Annotated in this window: 18 protein-coding genes; 14 read left to right on the forward strand and 4 right to left on the reverse strand. The window is 45.7% G+C overall.

Features of this window, described 5'->3' with window-relative positions; genetic code table 11:
- The gene (locus AC58QC_RS17230) at nucleotides 1-774 is read right to left on the reverse strand and encodes a threonine/serine exporter family protein (protein ID WP_497416355.1); all 774 of its coding nucleotides are present in this window, start codon (nucleotides 772-774) and stop codon (nucleotides 1-3) included.
- Between the two features lie 167 nt (nucleotides 775-941).
- On the opposite strand from AC58QC_RS17230, the gene AC58QC_RS17235 reads away from it, so the two are divergent.
- The 8 genes from AC58QC_RS17235 (at nucleotide 942) to thrS (ending at nucleotide 9,959) form a co-directional block, all read left to right on the forward strand.
- Nucleotides 942-1,400, forward strand: coding sequence for a GNAT family N-acetyltransferase (locus AC58QC_RS17235; protein WP_497416356.1), 459 nt, complete (start codon nucleotides 942-944; stop codon nucleotides 1,398-1,400).
- The gene (locus AC58QC_RS17240) at nucleotides 1,397-2,257 is read left to right on the forward strand and encodes an HAD-IIB family hydrolase (protein ID WP_497416357.1); all 861 of its coding nucleotides are present in this window, start codon (nucleotides 1,397-1,399) and stop codon (nucleotides 2,255-2,257) included. Before AC58QC_RS17235 ends, AC58QC_RS17240 begins: the two co-directional genes overlap by 4 nt.
- Before the next feature lie 49 nt (nucleotides 2,258-2,306).
- A complete protein-coding gene (locus AC58QC_RS17245; protein WP_497416358.1) occupies nucleotides 2,307-2,858 on the forward strand; it encodes a DUF1697 domain-containing protein in 552 nt (183 codons plus the stop codon).
- An 817-nt stretch (nucleotides 2,859-3,675) separates the two neighbouring features.
- Entirely contained in the window at nucleotides 3,676-4,512 is an 837-nt protein-coding gene (locus AC58QC_RS17250; RefSeq protein WP_497416359.1) for a polysaccharide deacetylase family protein, read from the forward strand.
- Nucleotides 4,513-4,672: 160 nt separating this feature from the next.
- Complete coding sequence (locus tag AC58QC_RS17255; protein WP_497416360.1) at nucleotides 4,673-5,605, forward strand: manganese-dependent inorganic pyrophosphatase; 933 nt, start codon at nucleotides 4,673-4,675, stop codon at nucleotides 5,603-5,605.
- Nucleotides 5,606-5,721: 116 nt separating this feature from the next.
- Complete coding sequence (gene msrB / locus AC58QC_RS17260; RefSeq protein WP_497416361.1) at nucleotides 5,722-6,705, forward strand: peptide-methionine (R)-S-oxide reductase MsrB; 984 nt, start codon at nucleotides 5,722-5,724, stop codon at nucleotides 6,703-6,705.
- 71 nt (nucleotides 6,706-6,776) lie between these two features.
- Nucleotides 6,777-7,664 carry a multicopper oxidase family protein gene (locus AC58QC_RS17265; protein ID WP_497416362.1) on the forward strand — a complete coding sequence of 296 codons (888 nt, stop codon included), beginning with the start codon at nucleotides 6,777-6,779 and terminating at the stop codon, nucleotides 7,662-7,664.
- 381 nt (nucleotides 7,665-8,045) lie between these two features.
- On the forward strand, nucleotides 8,046-9,959 hold the full coding sequence (gene thrS, locus AC58QC_RS17270; RefSeq protein ID WP_497416363.1) for a threonine--tRNA ligase: 1,914 nt from the start codon (nucleotides 8,046-8,048) through the stop codon (nucleotides 9,957-9,959).
- 5 nt (nucleotides 9,960-9,964) lie between these two features.
- Here the strand turns inward: thrS and AC58QC_RS17275 are convergent, their stop codons facing one another.
- Nucleotides 9,965-10,855 (reverse strand): cation diffusion facilitator family transporter, encoded by an 891-nt coding sequence (locus tag AC58QC_RS17275; RefSeq protein ID WP_497416364.1) that lies wholly within the window; start codon nucleotides 10,853-10,855, stop codon nucleotides 9,965-9,967.
- Nucleotides 10,856-11,066: 211 nt separating this feature from the next.
- Between AC58QC_RS17275 and AC58QC_RS17280 the strand changes: the two genes are divergently transcribed.
- Both AC58QC_RS17280 and AC58QC_RS17285 read left to right on the forward strand, forming a co-directional pair.
- Entirely contained in the window at nucleotides 11,067-11,330 is a 264-nt protein-coding gene (locus AC58QC_RS17280; protein ID WP_497416365.1) for an HPr family phosphocarrier protein, read from the forward strand.
- 138 nt (nucleotides 11,331-11,468) lie between these two features.
- Nucleotides 11,469-12,512 (forward strand): Gfo/Idh/MocA family protein, encoded by a 1,044-nt coding sequence (locus tag AC58QC_RS17285; RefSeq protein WP_497416366.1) that lies wholly within the window; start codon nucleotides 11,469-11,471, stop codon nucleotides 12,510-12,512.
- 404 nt (nucleotides 12,513-12,916) lie between these two features.
- Here the strand turns inward: AC58QC_RS17285 and AC58QC_RS17290 are convergent, their stop codons facing one another.
- Nucleotides 12,917-13,825 carry a YitT family protein gene (locus AC58QC_RS17290; RefSeq protein ID WP_497416367.1) on the reverse strand — a complete coding sequence of 303 codons (909 nt, stop codon included), beginning with the start codon at nucleotides 13,823-13,825 and terminating at the stop codon, nucleotides 12,917-12,919.
- A 38-nt stretch (nucleotides 13,826-13,863) separates the two neighbouring features.
- A complete protein-coding gene (locus tag AC58QC_RS17295; RefSeq protein ID WP_497416368.1) occupies nucleotides 13,864-14,232 on the reverse strand; it encodes a hypothetical protein in 369 nt (122 codons plus the stop codon).
- A gap of 173 nt (nucleotides 14,233-14,405) precedes the next feature.
- Between AC58QC_RS17295 and AC58QC_RS17300 the strand changes: the two genes are divergently transcribed.
- From AC58QC_RS17300 to AC58QC_RS17315, 4 genes are all read left to right on the forward strand, one after another.
- Nucleotides 14,406-15,455 carry a YheC/YheD family endospore coat-associated protein gene (locus AC58QC_RS17300; RefSeq protein ID WP_497416369.1) on the forward strand — a complete coding sequence of 350 codons (1,050 nt, stop codon included), beginning with the start codon at nucleotides 14,406-14,408 and terminating at the stop codon, nucleotides 15,453-15,455.
- 56 nt (nucleotides 15,456-15,511) lie between these two features.
- Nucleotides 15,512-15,703: a hypothetical protein gene (locus tag AC58QC_RS17305; RefSeq protein ID WP_497416370.1), complete on the forward strand. Its 192-nt coding sequence runs from the start codon at nucleotides 15,512-15,514 to the stop codon at nucleotides 15,701-15,703.
- Between the two features lie 228 nt (nucleotides 15,704-15,931).
- Nucleotides 15,932-16,240 carry a hypothetical protein gene (locus AC58QC_RS17310; RefSeq protein WP_056621264.1) on the forward strand — a complete coding sequence of 103 codons (309 nt, stop codon included), beginning with the start codon at nucleotides 15,932-15,934 and terminating at the stop codon, nucleotides 16,238-16,240.
- A gap of 15 nt (nucleotides 16,241-16,255) precedes the next feature.
- Nucleotides 16,256-16,735 (forward strand): hypothetical protein, encoded by a 480-nt coding sequence (locus tag AC58QC_RS17315; RefSeq protein WP_497416371.1) that lies wholly within the window; start codon nucleotides 16,256-16,258, stop codon nucleotides 16,733-16,735.
- The last annotated feature ends 35 nt before the right edge of the window (nucleotides 16,736-16,770 follow it).

Consider the following 16,770-nt stretch of genomic DNA (forward strand, 5'->3'; position numbering starts at 1 on the left):
CTAGAACCCCTTCCCAGGATAAAATGTCAATACAAAGGCGATTCCAGCCCCGATGGCAAATGCGGTCAAGAATGCCTCTGCGCCTTTTGAAACGCCAGATACGAAATGGCCTGCCATTAGATCGCGCACAGCATTCGTGATAAGCAGCCCAGGAACGAGCGGCATGACGGAGCCAATAATAATCGTATCCAAATTATGACCGAGTCCTATTTTGACAGTTAGAAAGGCCATAAGTCCAATGATTAACGACGCGAGGAATTCGGCGAAAAATTTGATCGGAACTAAGCGATGGAAAAAAGTTAAGGAGATCGTACCAACGCCACCAGCAAGGAAGGCAGGGAAGAAGTCCGACCACTTGCCTTGAAACATAATGAGAAAACACCCGCTGGCAATCGCTGCGGCTAGTGCTTGTAACCAAGCGGGATATCTGCGTTTATCGGTATTGAGGGTTTCAAGCTCCTGATAGGCTTCTATAGGTGAAAGCTCACCTTGGCTGATTCTGCGAGAAATGGCATTGACCACCGTTACTTTCCTTAAATCCGTTGATCTAGAAGAAATGCGAATCAGTCGCGTAGTCTGTTCAGGTCCGTCAATCGAGAAAATAATGCCAGTTGGCGTGACGAAGCTATGCGAATTTGGAATGCCGAAGGCTTCAGCAACATGGGTCATCGTATCTTCCACACGATAGGTTTCGCCGCCGTTTTCGAGCATAATTTTACCAGCTAGTAAACACACTTGTGCGATTTCATAATTCGTCGCTGCAGGCTGCGCCATGGGATCCGTATCCTTTCTCAATAGAAGTAATTGACCTTAGTATAATTCATAATGGAAGATTTTGAAAACAAGCTAGCGTATGGCGTGGGCTAAATTCTATACGTTTGTGCTATAATTTTTGGATAAAAGTGACCAGATACCATAAAACTGCTTGGAGGAGACCGGAAATGAGTTTGGAAATCAAATTCGTACATCATTCAGATCCTATTTTACATGCCTTAATTGCGAAGCTAGATCAAGATTTAATGGCGAGATACCCGATTGAGGAGATTTATTTTGTTGATTTTAATGATCCTTCTGTTGAGCGGATTACGTTTGCCATTGCATTATTGGAAGACATTCCTGTCGGTTGTGGTGCGCTGCGCCCGATTGATGAGGAGAGCACGGAGCTGAAGCGTTTTTTCGTTGATTCGAGCTTCCGAAAGCAGGGAATCGCGACGAAATTACTTGCTTTTTTGGAAAATGAAGCGATGCGGCTTGGGTATCATACGATTCGCTTGGAAGCTGGCGAAGCTCAACCAGAAGCAGTGGCATTTTATACGAAATGTGGGTATTATCCGATCGAATGTTTTGGAGAGTACATCGGAAGTAAGAGCAGTCTATGTTTTGAGAAAAAAATCGGATGAAAAGAGACTATTTCTTGACTGACTTGGACGGAACCTTATTAAGATCCAATGCGAAGCCATCTGACTATACAGTAAGCGTACTTACGCAAGCACTTGAGCAGGGAACGGTTGTTAGTTACGCGACTGCACGTAGTTATCAGAGTTCACACGCTGTCGTCTCGGAAATTCCTTGGCGGTACCCGCTCGTTTTATATAATGGGGCGATGTTGTTTGATCCCATGCAGAAGCGGGTGCTAGGTGGACGTTGGCTGGAAAGTGAGCGAAGCAATGAGATTGTTAAAATAGGTAAAACGTTTGGTATAACGCCGCTGCTGTTTGCACTGGATGAGCAGGATAACGAGCGCGTACACCATGAAAAGTTGGAACGCACGGGGGATCTTCAATTCTTGGCTAGTCGACCTAATGATCCGAGATTCCTAGAGGTGGAAGAACTATACAGTTCGCAATCATTGCGTACGCTGATCCTGACGTATATTGGATTGCTAGATGAGCTTCTTCCGTTGAAAGCTGCGGTTGAGGAAATCATGGGTCCAGAGGTCCACATTCATTTGATGAAGGATAATTACATAGAAGATCATTATTTCCTTGAATTCAGTCATCCGGAGGCGAATAAGCAGATGGGCTTGCGATTATGGGCGGAGCTGGTTGGTTGTACATCTGAGGAAGTGACTGTTTTCGGTGATAATCTGAACGATACCGGTATGTTCCTTGAGGCAGGCCGTAAAGTTGCAGTGGCGAATGCACATCCTGATATTTTACTAATGGCGGATGAGATTGTTGTGAGTCATGAAGAGGATGGGGTGGCTGTTTATATGGCTGCTCGAATGAGTGAGTTGCGCGTTGATGAGGTAGGGTAAGCTGTGAGGGAGTTTAGGAGTAGAACAAGTGAAAAGGGAGGGTATGCGAATGCATCGATATGTTGCTATGTTGCGCGGAATTAATGTTAGCGGCCAGAAGATCATAAAAATGGACCGACTTAGGCAGCTATTCGAATCGATGGCTTTTACGAATGTGAGTACGTATATCCAGAGTGGGAATGTGATCTTTGATAGTGAGGAAGTGGACCCGGCGGTCCTTCGTGATCGAATTGTACATGAGCTGAAGGTACAATTGACGTTTGACATTCCTGTCATTATTCGAACTCCGGCTGAGTTGCAAGGAGTCGTGACGGATACACCGTATCCGACTGTGAATGCGGATGAAAATGAGCAACGATATGTCACGTTTCTATCTCAGGTTCCTACAGATGCTGCACTTGCTAAGCTACATGCAGCTCAACGTGAGGTGGACGAGTATCACGTCAAGGGATTAACTGTGTATCTGCTCATTCGTAAAAACTACGGCGATTCCAAATTCAGCAACAATTTTATCGAGAAGAAGCTTGGCGTGGCTGCTACCACACGGAATTGGGAAACAGTGAACAAGTTGATTCAGTTGGCCGCGGAAACGGTGAAATAGTGCGGGGAATTGTGCTGACGCACGGTGTCTGAAAAACCGGCTAACTCACTGCCAATGGGCCTGTTATGCACGGGTTAGTCGAAAAAATCGACTAACTCGCTTGCAAAGGGCCTGTTATGCACGGGTTAGTCGAAAAAATCGACTAACTAGCTTGCAAAGGGCCATGTCACGCACGAGTTAGTCGAAAAAATCGACTAACTCACTTGCAAAGGGCATGTTATGCACGAGTTAGTCGAAAAAATCGACTAACTCGCTTGCAAAGGGCCATGTCACGAATGAGTTAGTCGAAAAAATCGACTAACTCACCTCCGAAAGCCCATGTCACGCACGAGTTAGTCGAAAAAATCGTCTAACTCGCCTACAAAAACCCTTGTCGCGTACGTTTTTTCTGACAGGCTCGGGTTGGATTACCCCCACAGGTACCTATTAGTCCGAAAATGTCGAATTAATCTCACTGTCCGCGCCGGTATATCTTAATTAGTCCTACTTCGCCAAACTAAATCGACCCATACAACCCTCAAGTAAGGAAAATGGGTACATAGTTCGGCATAATCGGACTATTGGTCCTTTTTAAAAAGGAATCCTCGTTTTTAATTCGGAGATCTAGGACTAACGCTGCTTCCGGTGAAGAGCTTAACGATATCAGCGGTGATGTAGTGGTGTACAGGTCTTCTCATGTTTCCGCTCCCCCGGCATTTTTGACTAACGCGGCATGTGAGAAGTATGGGATTATTTGCATATTCGATGAGTCGATGGGGGAGGCTTAGGAGATCAAACATTGAATATGTGGATATGTTCAGTAAAGGGTAGGTAGTCTATGAGCATTCGTTTACAAAAGTCTGTACGCATGTTGAAAACAACGCGCGATGTGAGGGGTGAGACCACGCGCAGCTTCAAGCACGTGTTCTCGGTCTCGCGAGTCGTCACGCTCACGCTCGCGTGCCTCCTGCTGGCTAGCTTCGCCTCGCCAGCAGAGGCCAAGCACGGGATTGCCATCCCCGTGCTGAACTACCATAGCATCGGGGTGGACCCCGGGAACACGTACGTGCTCCACCCCGATACGTTCGCGCGCCAAATGGACTATTTGGCCGCGCATCACTACACCCCGTTGACGCTGGCTGAGTTCTCCAGCGTCCTAGAACACCATCAGCCGTCACCGGCTCACCCCGTGCTGCTCACGTTCGATGACGGCTACGCGAATAACGCGGAGGTGGCGTTGCCCATCCTCCAGCAGCACGGCTTTCCGGCGACGTTGTACTTGTCGACGGGCCTTGTCAACATGCCAGGCTACCTTACCTGGCCGCAAGTCAAACAGCTGAGCGCAGCAGGATGGGATATTGCGTCACACACCGTGACGCACCCACATCTGCCAGAGCTCAGCAAGAAGGCGCAGCGCGAAGAGATTCTCGCAGCGCGTGCCCGCATTGAGCAAGAGCTGGGAAAACCAGCGGATACGTTTGCTTATCCGTATGGCGAGTACAATCGCAAGACGTTAAGGATTTTACGAAAGGCCAAATTTCGGTACGCTTTCACGACCCTAGAGGGCTGGGCTTCGTCCGATCAGCCGCCACTGAAGCTGCATCGCATCGTGGTAGACAGCCAAAAACCATTCGAAGATTGGGTGCAGCAATTAACCGAAGCGACGTCCTCGTAAGTGAGAATCAGTTTGACCCTACTAAATTTGTCAATAAGCATTTCGGGTGGATTTATGTAGATACCGAGTTTAGTAGTGGATTTACCCAGAATTTTGAGTATAATCGTATATAGAGATGATAACCACTCGCACTAAAATATGTCGTTCAAGGAGTCGTACAATGTCAAAAACACTTATTTTCGGACATAAAAATCCGGACACTGATTCAATCACATCCGCAATTGCATACGCTGCACTGAAAACAAAATTAGGTCAAGAAGTTGAAGCAGTTCGCCTAGGTTCCGTTAATGGCGAAACGCAATTCGCACTTGATACTTTTAAAGTAGCAGCACCACGTGAAGTTCAAACCGTTGCAAACGAAGCAGCAAATGTGATTTTGGTTGACCACGTTGAGCGCCAACAAAGCGCTAGCGACATCGATCAAGTACGTGTTGTGGAAGTTATTGACCACCACCGTATTGCGAACTTCGAAACGAGCCACCCGCTTTACTACCGTGCGGAGCCGGTTGGTTGCACAGCAACGATTCTAAATAAATTGTACAAAGAAAACGGTGTTTCCATCGACAAAGACATCGCAGGCTTGATGCTTTCTGCCATCATTTCCGATTCCTTGCTATTCAAATCCCCAACTTGCACAGAGCAAGACGTTGCAGCTGCTCGTGAGCTTGCGGCTATCGCTGGTGTAGACGCTGAAGTTTACGGTCTGAACATGCTTAAAGCAGGCGCAGATCTTAGCGACAAATCCGTTGCACAATTGATTTCTTTGGATGCGAAAGAATTCCAAATGGGCGGCTACAAAACAGAAATTGCGCAAGTAAATGCGGTTGATGTGAACGATGTTCTTTCCCAACAAGCTGAAATCGAAACGGCGCTTCAAGCGATTATCGCTGAGAAAAACCTAGACTTGTTCTTGTTCGTTGTAACGGACATTTTGAACAATGATTCCGTAGGTCTTGCTCTAGGTCGTAAAGCAGACGCAGTTGAGAAAGCTTACAACGTATCTCTAGTTGACAACAAAGCTATACTTAAAGGCGTAGTTTCCCGTAAATCACAAATCGTGCCTGTGCTTACAGACATTTTCAACAACCTGTAGGATACATAACTTCGATAAATAGACGAACACCGTTCATTCGCTGAACGGTGTTTTTTGGTTATACCCGTAACTTTTGGTATGATAAGAGGATACTGTGAGAAAGAGGTGTTTTAAACATGACAGATAACATTCAAGGCGTTCATTCAGATAAAGCGACGTTTGCGGGAGGATGCTTCTGGTGTATGGTGACGCCGTTTGAGTCACTGCCAGGCATTATTTCCGTCGTTTCCGGTTATATAGGTGGGCACACGAGCAACCCAACATACGAAGAGGTGTGTTCAGAGACGACGGGGCATGCGGAAGCTGTCCAAATTACATTTGACCCCGAGCTGTATCCCTACGAAAAGCTATTAGATACGTACTGGCGCCAAATTGATCCAACCGATGCGGGTGGACAATTCCATGATCGTGGATCGTCCTATCGTACATCGATTTTTGCCCATAGCGATGAGCAGCTAGCCAAAGCCGAGGCATCCAAGCAAGCGCTGCAGGATAGCGGTCGATTCGATCGTCCAATCGTAACGGAAATCGTGCGCATCGATGCTGAAGCCTTCTACCCTGGGGAAGACTACCATCAGGACTATCACCATAAAAATCCGCTTCGATACAAAGCGTACCGCAAAGGCTCAGGACGCGATGCGTATATATCGAAGTTCTGGAACACAGCGAAGGATAAAGAAGAGCGTAAGAAAGCTCTAACACCTATCCAATACGAGGTTACGCAAAATAATGCAACAGAACGTCCTTTTGAGAATGAGTTCCATGATTACAAAGAAAAAGGTCTCTACGTGGATATTGTTTCTGGCGAGCCCTTATTTACTTCCATAGATAAATTCGATTCCGGCTGCGGCTGGCCGAGCTTTACAAAACCTTTATTCGAAGGTCATGTGAAAGAGGTAACGGATACGAGTCAGTTCATGATACGTACAGAAGTACGAAGCACGGAGGCGGATTCGCATTTAGGTCACGTTTTTAATGACGGTCCTGGTCCGAATGGTCTTCGTTATTGCATCAATTCCGCAGCCCTGCGCTTCATTCCATATGCGGATATGGAGAAGGAAGGCTATGGCGCATATCTTCGATTCTTTGAAGGAAAGTAATACCTTGTAGGTAAGTCCCGAGCTTCGACGCATACATTGAAGTATAGAGCGTTGAAGCGGGGGGATATGCCATGGTCGTATCACCGGATCTACAAGATCTTAGCTATGTCGTGCTGCAAGGTGTGAAATTTTTTGAGTTGGTTGCTGAGCCCGTTGTGCAGGAAATTCTACCAGGTGTGTTCTTCAAAGGGTGGGGATACAACGGCAGCATCCCAGGGCCAACGATACGCGTGTTTCCAGGGGATTGGGTGACCATTCGCGTACACAATCGGCTGCCGGAGGCCACAAGTGTACACTGGCATGGACTTGATGTGCCGAATCGCATGGACGGCGTGCCGGCCGTTGAGCCCTCACCTTATATAGAGCAAGGCCAATATTATGACTATCATTTTCAAATTGTAAATCCACCAGGTACACATATGTATCACACTCATGTTGATACCGCTTTTCAAGAGTTAATGGGTCTAGGTGGAGGCTTTGTCATTGAGGATCCGTACGAATGCAGCGCCCAGCGGGACTATTTCATTATGCTGCAGGAATTTCACCTAAAAGGCATGGAAAAAGGTTTCGTGAAGGCTGGGCATTATGAGTTGGAGACCATGACGGATGCCTTTAACTTTTTTACCATGAATGGTCGCTGCTTCCCGCATACATCCCCTTTACCCGTTCGATTTGGAGAGGAAGTGCGCGTTCGCTTTGGAAATATCGGGATGAACGCGCATCCCATCCATTTTCATGGGCATCAGTTCTGGGTTGTTGCTACAGATGGCAACGCTATAGCTCACTACAATCGAGAGCTGCGGAATACGATACTGGTGCCTAGCGGAGTCACCGTAGATATTGAATTTTCAGCGCAAAACCCCGGTGTTTGGCCGCTTCACTGTCACATGCCGCATCATACATCGAATAATATGACGAAGCCTACTGGCGGTATGTTTACGGTCGTTCAGTATGTGTAGGAGAGAATGGCTATAGTTATTTTATCCGCATAAGCCTCTTGACATTGACCCGTCTGAGTAAGTATTATGATCTCCATAATCAAATATTAAGTTATGATCAAAGACATGATTTTCTTCACGAACTGCCCAGAGAGAGAAGTATTAGCTGAAATCTTCTCCTGTTGCCGGTTGGAAATTACCCCTTTGTAGCTGTGACACTGAACCCATGGAGATAACCCCAAGGAAGTATGCGACACCGACTTATCCCCGATACCGGATACTAATAAGGACTTGCACAAGCAAGTCGAATTAGGGTGGAACCACGAGCTGAACGCACTCGTCCCTTTCTGGGATAGAGGCGTTTTTTTGCGTTCATAAATAATGGGAAAGGGAGGCATTGGCATGGAAATTGAAGTTATTTTACCAGACGGCACAAATAGGAGGTACGTACAGGGCACGACGATTGAACAAGTAGCTGAATCGATTAGTGCGGGTCTGAAGAAACAGGCCATCGCAGGCTTAATGAACGGCAAATTGGTTGATCTGCAGCAGCAGATTGCAGCGGATAGTCTCATAGAAATCGTCACGTTGGAAAGTAAAGAAGGGTTAGCGGTTTATCGGCATAGCACTGCTCATGTACTTGCGCAAGCGCTCAAACGCATCTATGGCATGCAAGCCATCAAGCTTGGAATTGGACCCGTCATCGAAGATGGTTTTTATTATGACATCGAAATCGATAAACCGCTATCCAGTGATGATCTGAGAGCCATTGAAGATGAGATGCACCAAATCATTCAGGAAAACATCCCGATTGTACGCCGAGTGGTCAGCCGTGAAGAAGCGATGGACACTTTTGAGAAGTCAGATGAATCCTACAAGCTTGAACTGATCCGCGATTTGCCGGAAGATGTTTTGATTTCGATCTATGATCAAGGGGAATTCTTCGACCTATGCCGAGGCCCTCATCTCCCTTCAACAGGACGGATCAAAGCTTTCAGACTGCTCCACGTAGCGGGGGCCTATTGGCGTGGAGACGCCAAGAACAAGATGCTGCAACGGATCTATGGCACAGCATTCCTGAAGAAAGCACAGCTAGATGACCATCTGCATATGCTCGAGGAAGCCAAGAAGCGTGACCATCGGAAGCTGGGGAAAGAGCTTGAACTCTTTATGTTCTCGGAAGAAGCGCCGGGTATGCCATTCTATTTGCCGAAGGGGATGATCCTCCGGAATGAACTTGAGAATTTCGCTCGAGAGCTGCAGCGTAGAAGGGATTATAACGAAGTGCGTACCCCTCTGATGATGAATAATCGCATTTGGGAGGAATCGGGACACTGGGATTACTATAAAGACAATATGTATTTTACGAATGTGGACGAAACGAAGTTCGCACTTAAACCGATGAATTGCCCAGGACACATGCTTATTTATAAAAATAGCTTACATTCCTACAGGGAATTGCCCATTCGACTTTCGGAGTTTGGTCAAGTTCACCGACATGAGTTTTCTGGAGCATTGAACGGGATGATGAGAGTGCGTACATTTTGTCAGGATGATGCCCATCTCTTCGTGTTGCCAGAACAAATTGAGGATGAAATCGGTCGTGTTATTGAGCTGATCTCACACGTGTATCACGTCTTTGGCTTCCAGTATCGGATTGAGCTGTCTACACGACCGGCTGATTACATGGGTTCAAGTGAGCTCTGGGATCAAGCGGAGAAATCTTTACAGGATGTCTTAGATAAAAGAGGGATTGCGTACCGTGTTAATGAAGGTGATGGCGCTTTTTATGGGCCTAAAATCGATTTTCATATCTTAGATGCTTTGAAACGAAGCTGGCAGTGCGGAACGATCCAATTGGATTTCCAAATGCCTGAAAAATTCGATTTAAGTTATATCGGGGATGATAATCTCAAGCACCGGCCAGTCGTGATACACCGGGCAGTGTATGGTTCGATTGATCGTTTTATTGGGATTTTGACTGAGCATTTTGCAGGAGCGTTCCCATTATGGTTGGCACCTGTTCAAGTTAAACTATTGCCGGTATCAGATCACTATCTGGATTATGCCTTCCAAGTGAAGCAATCGTTAGAGGAAGCGGGAATACGTGTGGAATTGGATGCGCGGGCTGAGAAATTGGGATATAAAATTCGCGAAGCCCAACTCGAGAAAGTCATGTACATGCTCATCCTTGGTGAAAAAGAACAGATCTCCGGCGGTGTCTCCGTAAGAAAAAGGGGAGAAGGCGATCTTGGAATAAGATCGCTGCCGGAGATTAGGGATCAAATCGCTTTAGAGATTGAGGCGAAGCAATAACGAGATCATTTGTCATACCACGGATTTAAATGAATCAACACTTCATCCACGTCACTGTGCTGATCCATAATGGATTTCTTGATCGCACGCGAGATATCATGTCCTTCTTGAATCGTTAGCTCCCCAGGGACAGAGATACGCGCATCGACCAAAATATAATGTCCATGCTCTCTCGCGCGAACACGATCAATACGCTTAACCTGAGGAACCGCTTCGATCAACGCAGTGAATTGCGAAAGCATGTGTTGATCGACGGTTTTTTCCATGAGGATGTCAAAGGATTCTTTCGCCATTTCTGCACCAAGCTTCAAAACTAATAGGGAGACGATAACTCCAGCCGCTGCATCGCCGTACGCCAGCCAGTGAACATCATAGGCTTTGCCTACAAACGCCAAGCCAATACCTACTACAGCTGCAAGCGAGGCGTAGACATCGGCCAAATGATCATGAGCTGTCGCAATTAAGCTTTTACTGTTGGTACTGCGCCCGATCCGCATTGTGTATATATAGAGAAGGTATTTCCAAACAACCGAAACGGCAGAAGCAATTAAGGCAATGATACTAGGCGCGCTAGGTTCGTGGAATAGAGCAGCCACCGCGTGGTATCCGATATAAAGCGCTGCAGTTATAAGGATAAATGCAACAAAACCCGAGCCTAGTACTTCGGCTTTGCCATGGCCATACGGATGATCTTCATCCGCTGGGAGCTTGGAAATACGCATAGCGCTAAGTGCAGCAATTGTTGCGATGATGTCTCCAGCGTTATGAACACCATCTGCTAGTAGAACCTCACTTTGAAAAATGAGACCAATAATAATTTTGATAATCGTTAATAAAATGTTACTGATGAGGGAGAGCCAAATGGCCCAAACCGAGGACTTGTTGTCAATGTGCATGAATGATGACCTCCTGCAGAAGTGTTTCCCGAAGGAAAAAAAATCCCTCGACCTATGGTCGGGGGATTTGGCTGATTTTTTTATAAGAATCTAGTAAACTATTAATATAGGGCATTTTCAACACTTCACTTTTCAGAAATATCTTTGTATAATACCACACATAATGAGAAATCACAAACCTCCAAATGTCTTGGAAAGGAAGTCGAGCGGCATGCGCGTACATGAATTTACAATTGCAAAAGATTTAGAGCGTAGCGATTTATCTGGCATTTCTGTGAAGTCATCTCATTTTATTTCGGATATCACACTCGACTTTCAGTTTGATGAGAAGCATCATAAGGTTGATGTGAAAAGTGTATTAGGTATGCTGCTAGTTCCCATCAAGGCAGGCACTACGCTGCGCTTGCTCACGAGAGGGAAGGATGAGGAAGAGGCTATGCACTTTATTTTTGGGTTATTTCAAATCTTTTGTTAAATGCTTGTTCGTATGCGCTTTCATTGTTGCGCAAAATGGGACCACTTTAACGCAAGACTGGAAAGAGCGATGAAGCGATAAAAGGGATAGAATCGGTGTGGAGACACGCTAGTAATTGCTGTTGGAGGTCATTAATCGATGAGTAGCTATCGGATTGTTGTTGTTGGATGTGGTGGTATGGCGAACGTATGGGTTGAAAATATGAAGGAAAGACATGGGTGTGAGATCGTCGCACTCGTTGATATTAAAGCGGAGTTTGCGCAAGCAATGGCTGATCGTCATGGACTAACTTGTGGCGTATATACGGATGTTGAAGCAGCCATCCGTGACAATGGCGCCAATCTGGTGCTGGATATTACAATTCCAGCGAGTCACTTCCAAGTCGGAAGCACCGCGCTTCGTAATGGATGTGATGTGCTTGGTGAGAAACCGATGGCAGCTACGATGGACGAGGCTCGGGAGCTTATTCAGATAGCTGATGAAGCAGGGAAATCACTAGCGGTTATGCAGAATCGTCGTTATGACGCCAATATTCGCGCGTTTCATGAGTTGATTCACTCCGGTACGATTGGCCGCGTTGGGTATGTTGGTGCGGACTTTTTCTTGGGGCCGCATTTTGGTGGCTTCCGCGATGCGATGGAAAGTCCGCTCATTCTGGATATGGCGATCCATACCTTTGATCAGGCACGGTTTATTACTGGAGCAGATCCCGTTTCGGTGTACTGCCAGGAATTTAACCCACCCGGTTCCTGGTACACCGGGAATGCCTCTGCGATCTGCATCTATGAAATGTCAGATGGCTCTGTGTTCTGCTACCGCGGCTCCTGGTGCGCGGAAGGTGCGCCGACCTCCTGGGAGGCGGCTTGGCGCGTGACGGGCGAGCAGGGCACCGCTCTGTGGGACGGTGCGGGCGCGCCGTACGCGGAGGTTGTTATTGCCGGCGATCAAGCCGGCAAGTTCCTGCGGGAGTTCACGCGCGTAGACGCGGACGTGAACTGGTCTGGTCGCAGCGGCCATGCCGGCTGCTTGGACGAGATGTTCGCGGCGCTGGCCGAAGGCCGCCGTGCGGAGACTGATTGCCGCGACAATATCAAGAGCATGGCGATGGTATTGGGCGCGCTGGACAGTGCGAAGCTGGGCCAGAAGGTCGACCTGCGCTCGTATTGGAGCCGAGCGGAGTAAGTGCGAGGCATGAGAAAAAGCCTACAACACACGGAATGTGTTGTAGGCTTTTCTGTATGTGAATTGCAGGTAAACCAAAGTAGCTAAAAACACTAGACAGACGATAACACCCCAGTAGGCACCTATTTCATGTGCTCAACTTACCAACTAAATGGAAATACTACAGCTAATTTCTCCACAATCACTTGAATTCGCAGATTAGATGGATTTCATACAGCTAATATTGCCATTATCGACGATTTTAAGATAATCGAGGCAAATTAGCTACAGGAAATCCAGTTAATTGTCACTTTCACAGGTTGGGAGTGAAATTAGCTGCAGGAAATCCAGTTATTCTAGGTGATGGGCGAGCGGGTGCGGCGCCGAATAGGATGTATGGAGTGGTTCGGGACGCCATCCATCTCCTAATGAATATCCTTCTTCTTAAACCGTCCACCCTTAACATCGTGAATATTTCCGATGGCTAGAAAGGCTTTGGGATCCAAGTCGTCGACGATGGATTTGAGCTTCGCTTCTTCCAGTCGTGTAATAACACTGAAGATGACTTTTTTATCATCACCGGTAAATGCGCCTTCGCCATTGAGATACGTAACTCCCCGACCCAGTCGGTTCGTAATTGATTCCCCGATTTTGTCATATTCATCGCTAATAATCCAAACGGATTTGGATTGATCAAGACCCTCAATGGTGATATCAATCATTTTAAAGGCAATGTAGTAAGCAATGAGAGAATACATGGCATGATCCCAACCAAATACAAAGCCTGCGCTGGCAAGTATGAAAAAGTTGAAGAACATAACAATTTCGCCAACCGAGAAAGGTGATTTTTTACTAAATAAAATAGCTACAATTTCTGTGCCGTCAAGTGATCCACCTGAGCGAATAACGAGTCCGACACCGATCCCAAGGATAACCCCACCGAATACTGCGGCTAACAAAGGATCGATCGTGATCGCTTGTACGGGATGAAGTAAGGTGGTACCAATGGACATCAGTATGACGGAGAACGTAGTTGAGAGGGCAAAGGTTTTACCAATTTGTTTATATCCGAGCAACACAAACGGTAGATTGAGTACAACTAGAAATATACCGATTGGAAAGCCGGATAAATGAGATAAGATGATGGAAATCCCTACGATGCCGCCGTCGATAATATGATTTGGAACTAAGAAAATTTCCAAGCCAATGGAAACGAGTATCGTACCAATAATCATAAAGAAAACTCTGCGTGCAAATTTTAATCTTGTTAATTTTCGATGCTGTGAATGTGCTTGAGCTTGTGTCTGTTCTGTACCAGTTGTTGAATTAGCCATGAAAGTTCCTCTTTTCCTCAATCATTCAATTTCGTTACTTATGAGTAAGAAGGAATGAGGCCCGCATAACGTGATGTGAATTTGAGGAAAGCAAGCAGGAGTACTTTCAGCTTTTTCCAGATTAGGCTAGCTAGAAATACGATGAAAACGACAAAAATCGTCATTTCATAGTGCTTGTGAAACTGGTCATGAAGGTGAATCTTATTTTCATAAACATGTATGATTTCCTTCGAAGGCGGCTGCTGTTGAATGGTCAAAACCTGAGTGGTATTGGCTGAAATGAGAACATCGGTATCGGCTATAGCATGGTTAGAAATAGGGGGTGTTAAAGGAAATACGAATAGTCCGAGAATCAGCCAGACCATGATTGTCCAACAGCATCTGCGTGTAAAAGGGTTCAGAGACATCCCCTCCAAACAATGTAAATCCAAATTTGCTTGAATTGTAGCACTTCATTTCCAATGAGTCAAACCCCGCTATAGTCGCAGTCGGATGTCACGATTTCCTCGTGTGAAACAGGACCATTTAGGCCTTTTCTGCATACATTAGTAGAATGAACCCAAGCAGATGAGGTGAAATTGTGCGCAATGTAATCGGAATTCTCCTAGATCGCAAAACTTATCTCGGTATTCTTCGGAGCCAAACCGGGTATGAACATATCGAATACTATAATAAAGCAGCTGCCCAACTAGGGATGACTCCATTTTACATGTGTTTAAAGCACGTGAGCACAAAGTCAGCCCTAGGTTTGTGTTATGAGAATAAAAAGTACACATTGAAGCGGCTGCCGATCCCAAAGGTCATTCATAACCGCGCGATGACGCTGTCACCTTTTTCACAAAAGAAACTAAATGACCTAGCGAAGACAAGCCAAGTTTTCAATGGTCAGAATAGACATGATAAGCTTCGTATCCATCGATTGTTACGTGCGAGTACCGAAAGCTCAGCCTTTCTACCTCAAGCTATGACTTACTCGCGGGACAATTTGGGGAAGGCAATGAGCCGATACGCGTCATTCTTTGTGAAACCTACCAATAGCTCTGTGGGAAAAGGTGTACTGAAGGTCACTGTGCTGCCAGATCAAATATGGCAAGTGTGGTGGGGGAAACAAATACCTAGGCAACTTGAAGAGCAGCAAGCAATTGATTTTATAGATGAGAAAGTCAGCGGACAATCGTATTTGATTCAAAAAGCGATTCCTCTTGCGTTGTATGAGGGACGTCCTTATGACTTGCGTGTATCTGTACAACGTGGTGATAAAGGAATTTGGAGCGTAACAGGGATAGCCGGGAAGGTTGCTGCGAATGGTCGCCATGTCACGAATCTAGCAAGGGGTGGAGAAGCCATGATTTGCGAGACGTTGTTTCTTAGTAATGGCTTCGACCCGGTTCTGAAAAGGGAACAGGTTGAAAAAGCAGCACTGCAGATCGCTGAAAGCTTAAGTCGGCAAATTCCCTCTATCTCGGATGTTGGGATGGATATTGGAATCGATGAGCAAGGAGCGATTTGGTTAATCGAAGTAAACGGCAGGGATCAGCGGTATCAATATAAGCATTTGAATTTGAATAAGACATTTTATCGCACGTATGAAACCCCCATGTTATATGCGAAATACTTGTTGAGCAAGTGAATCCAATCTAGCGCAAAGCAAGCAGAATACATGCGTCGAAAAGGTGGAGTTGGGATGTGAGTGAGCGAGTTCTCGTTATTAAAATGAATTTATTGCCGTGGTATAACGAGCTTGACGATCATTTGGAAGTATATCATTATACCTTTCCTGAAGTTGTTCGCGAGCGAATCCTGACATTCGGTGAGTTTCGAATCCTCTCCATTAATCGGTATCAAACGCGTTTAAGACGAATTTCTGAAAAAGCTTAATGCCATTTGTGCGTAGAAATTAGGTAAATGTGGCATAATTAGTATAGAAGCAATACCCGTAGAAGCAGGGAAATACCTGCTTCTTTTTGTGTACAGAAAATGAATTTGGCATTAGTGTTGCTTCATACCCCTATAAACAAGTAAAATAGAGGTGAAGCATTATTCGTTCGATGTAGGCTTTTACCCACAAGCAAATACAGGGTGTACAGGAAAAGGGGACATTTAAAGGTGAACGTTCATTTAAATTTTACAAACAAGGGCAAAGTGGTAATCGAAAATTTCAATAATGAGGAGCTCATTGAAATTTTTAGTCGTTATATTAACACGTTAACGAAGAAGTACGCAGTTGATATTACGGTACCTGCTGAAGCAAATCAGAATATCGTTCAAGATGGTTCATTTAAAGTTGTTCTTTCCAATGTACAATGCGATGTTGAGACTTTTTTCAAAGAGCTTGGGAGAGATATTAAAGTGCCCTTGAAGAAAAGAGCGGACGGTAAGTTGGAGAACGTGTTTAAAATTCAAGTGATCGATTAATTTACGGGGGCATGTATGCTTAGTTTAGACGAAAAGTTAGCAATTGCAACATCCTTCCCTGAGCTGCAGCGCAAGGATGTTTCACTGGGACGGATCAATTTCCATTATGTAGAAAGTGATTATGAGAAGACGACAGTTCTTTATCATCTTCACCCGAATGGAAATGGATTCGTGTATGCCGAATACATCCCAGGTTGTACGGTAGATGCGAAAGGTTTAATCAATATTCGGGATTATAGTGAAGACGAGCTTCGTGAGATTATTGCGAAGTCAATTCAGTCTTTAACTCGTAGCGGTAGTCCTAAAGCTTCAAAGACAGAGGAAGTTCTTGCCCCTCAAGAAGAAATTTGGGTGGATGAAGACGGAAATACATTGAGTGTTACTTTCGTGGAAGATTTATGGTATATCTACGCGGGAGAGAATCTCGATTGTGCCTTTGAGACGTATGAAGAGGTTCAGGAGTATTTGGAAGAAGAAGGTTTCGATAAGAAGTGATCTATGAACGTGCAGCCCTCCTTCGAGGGCTTTTT

It is taken from the genome of Paenibacillus sp. J22P51 (assembly GCF_059692215.1).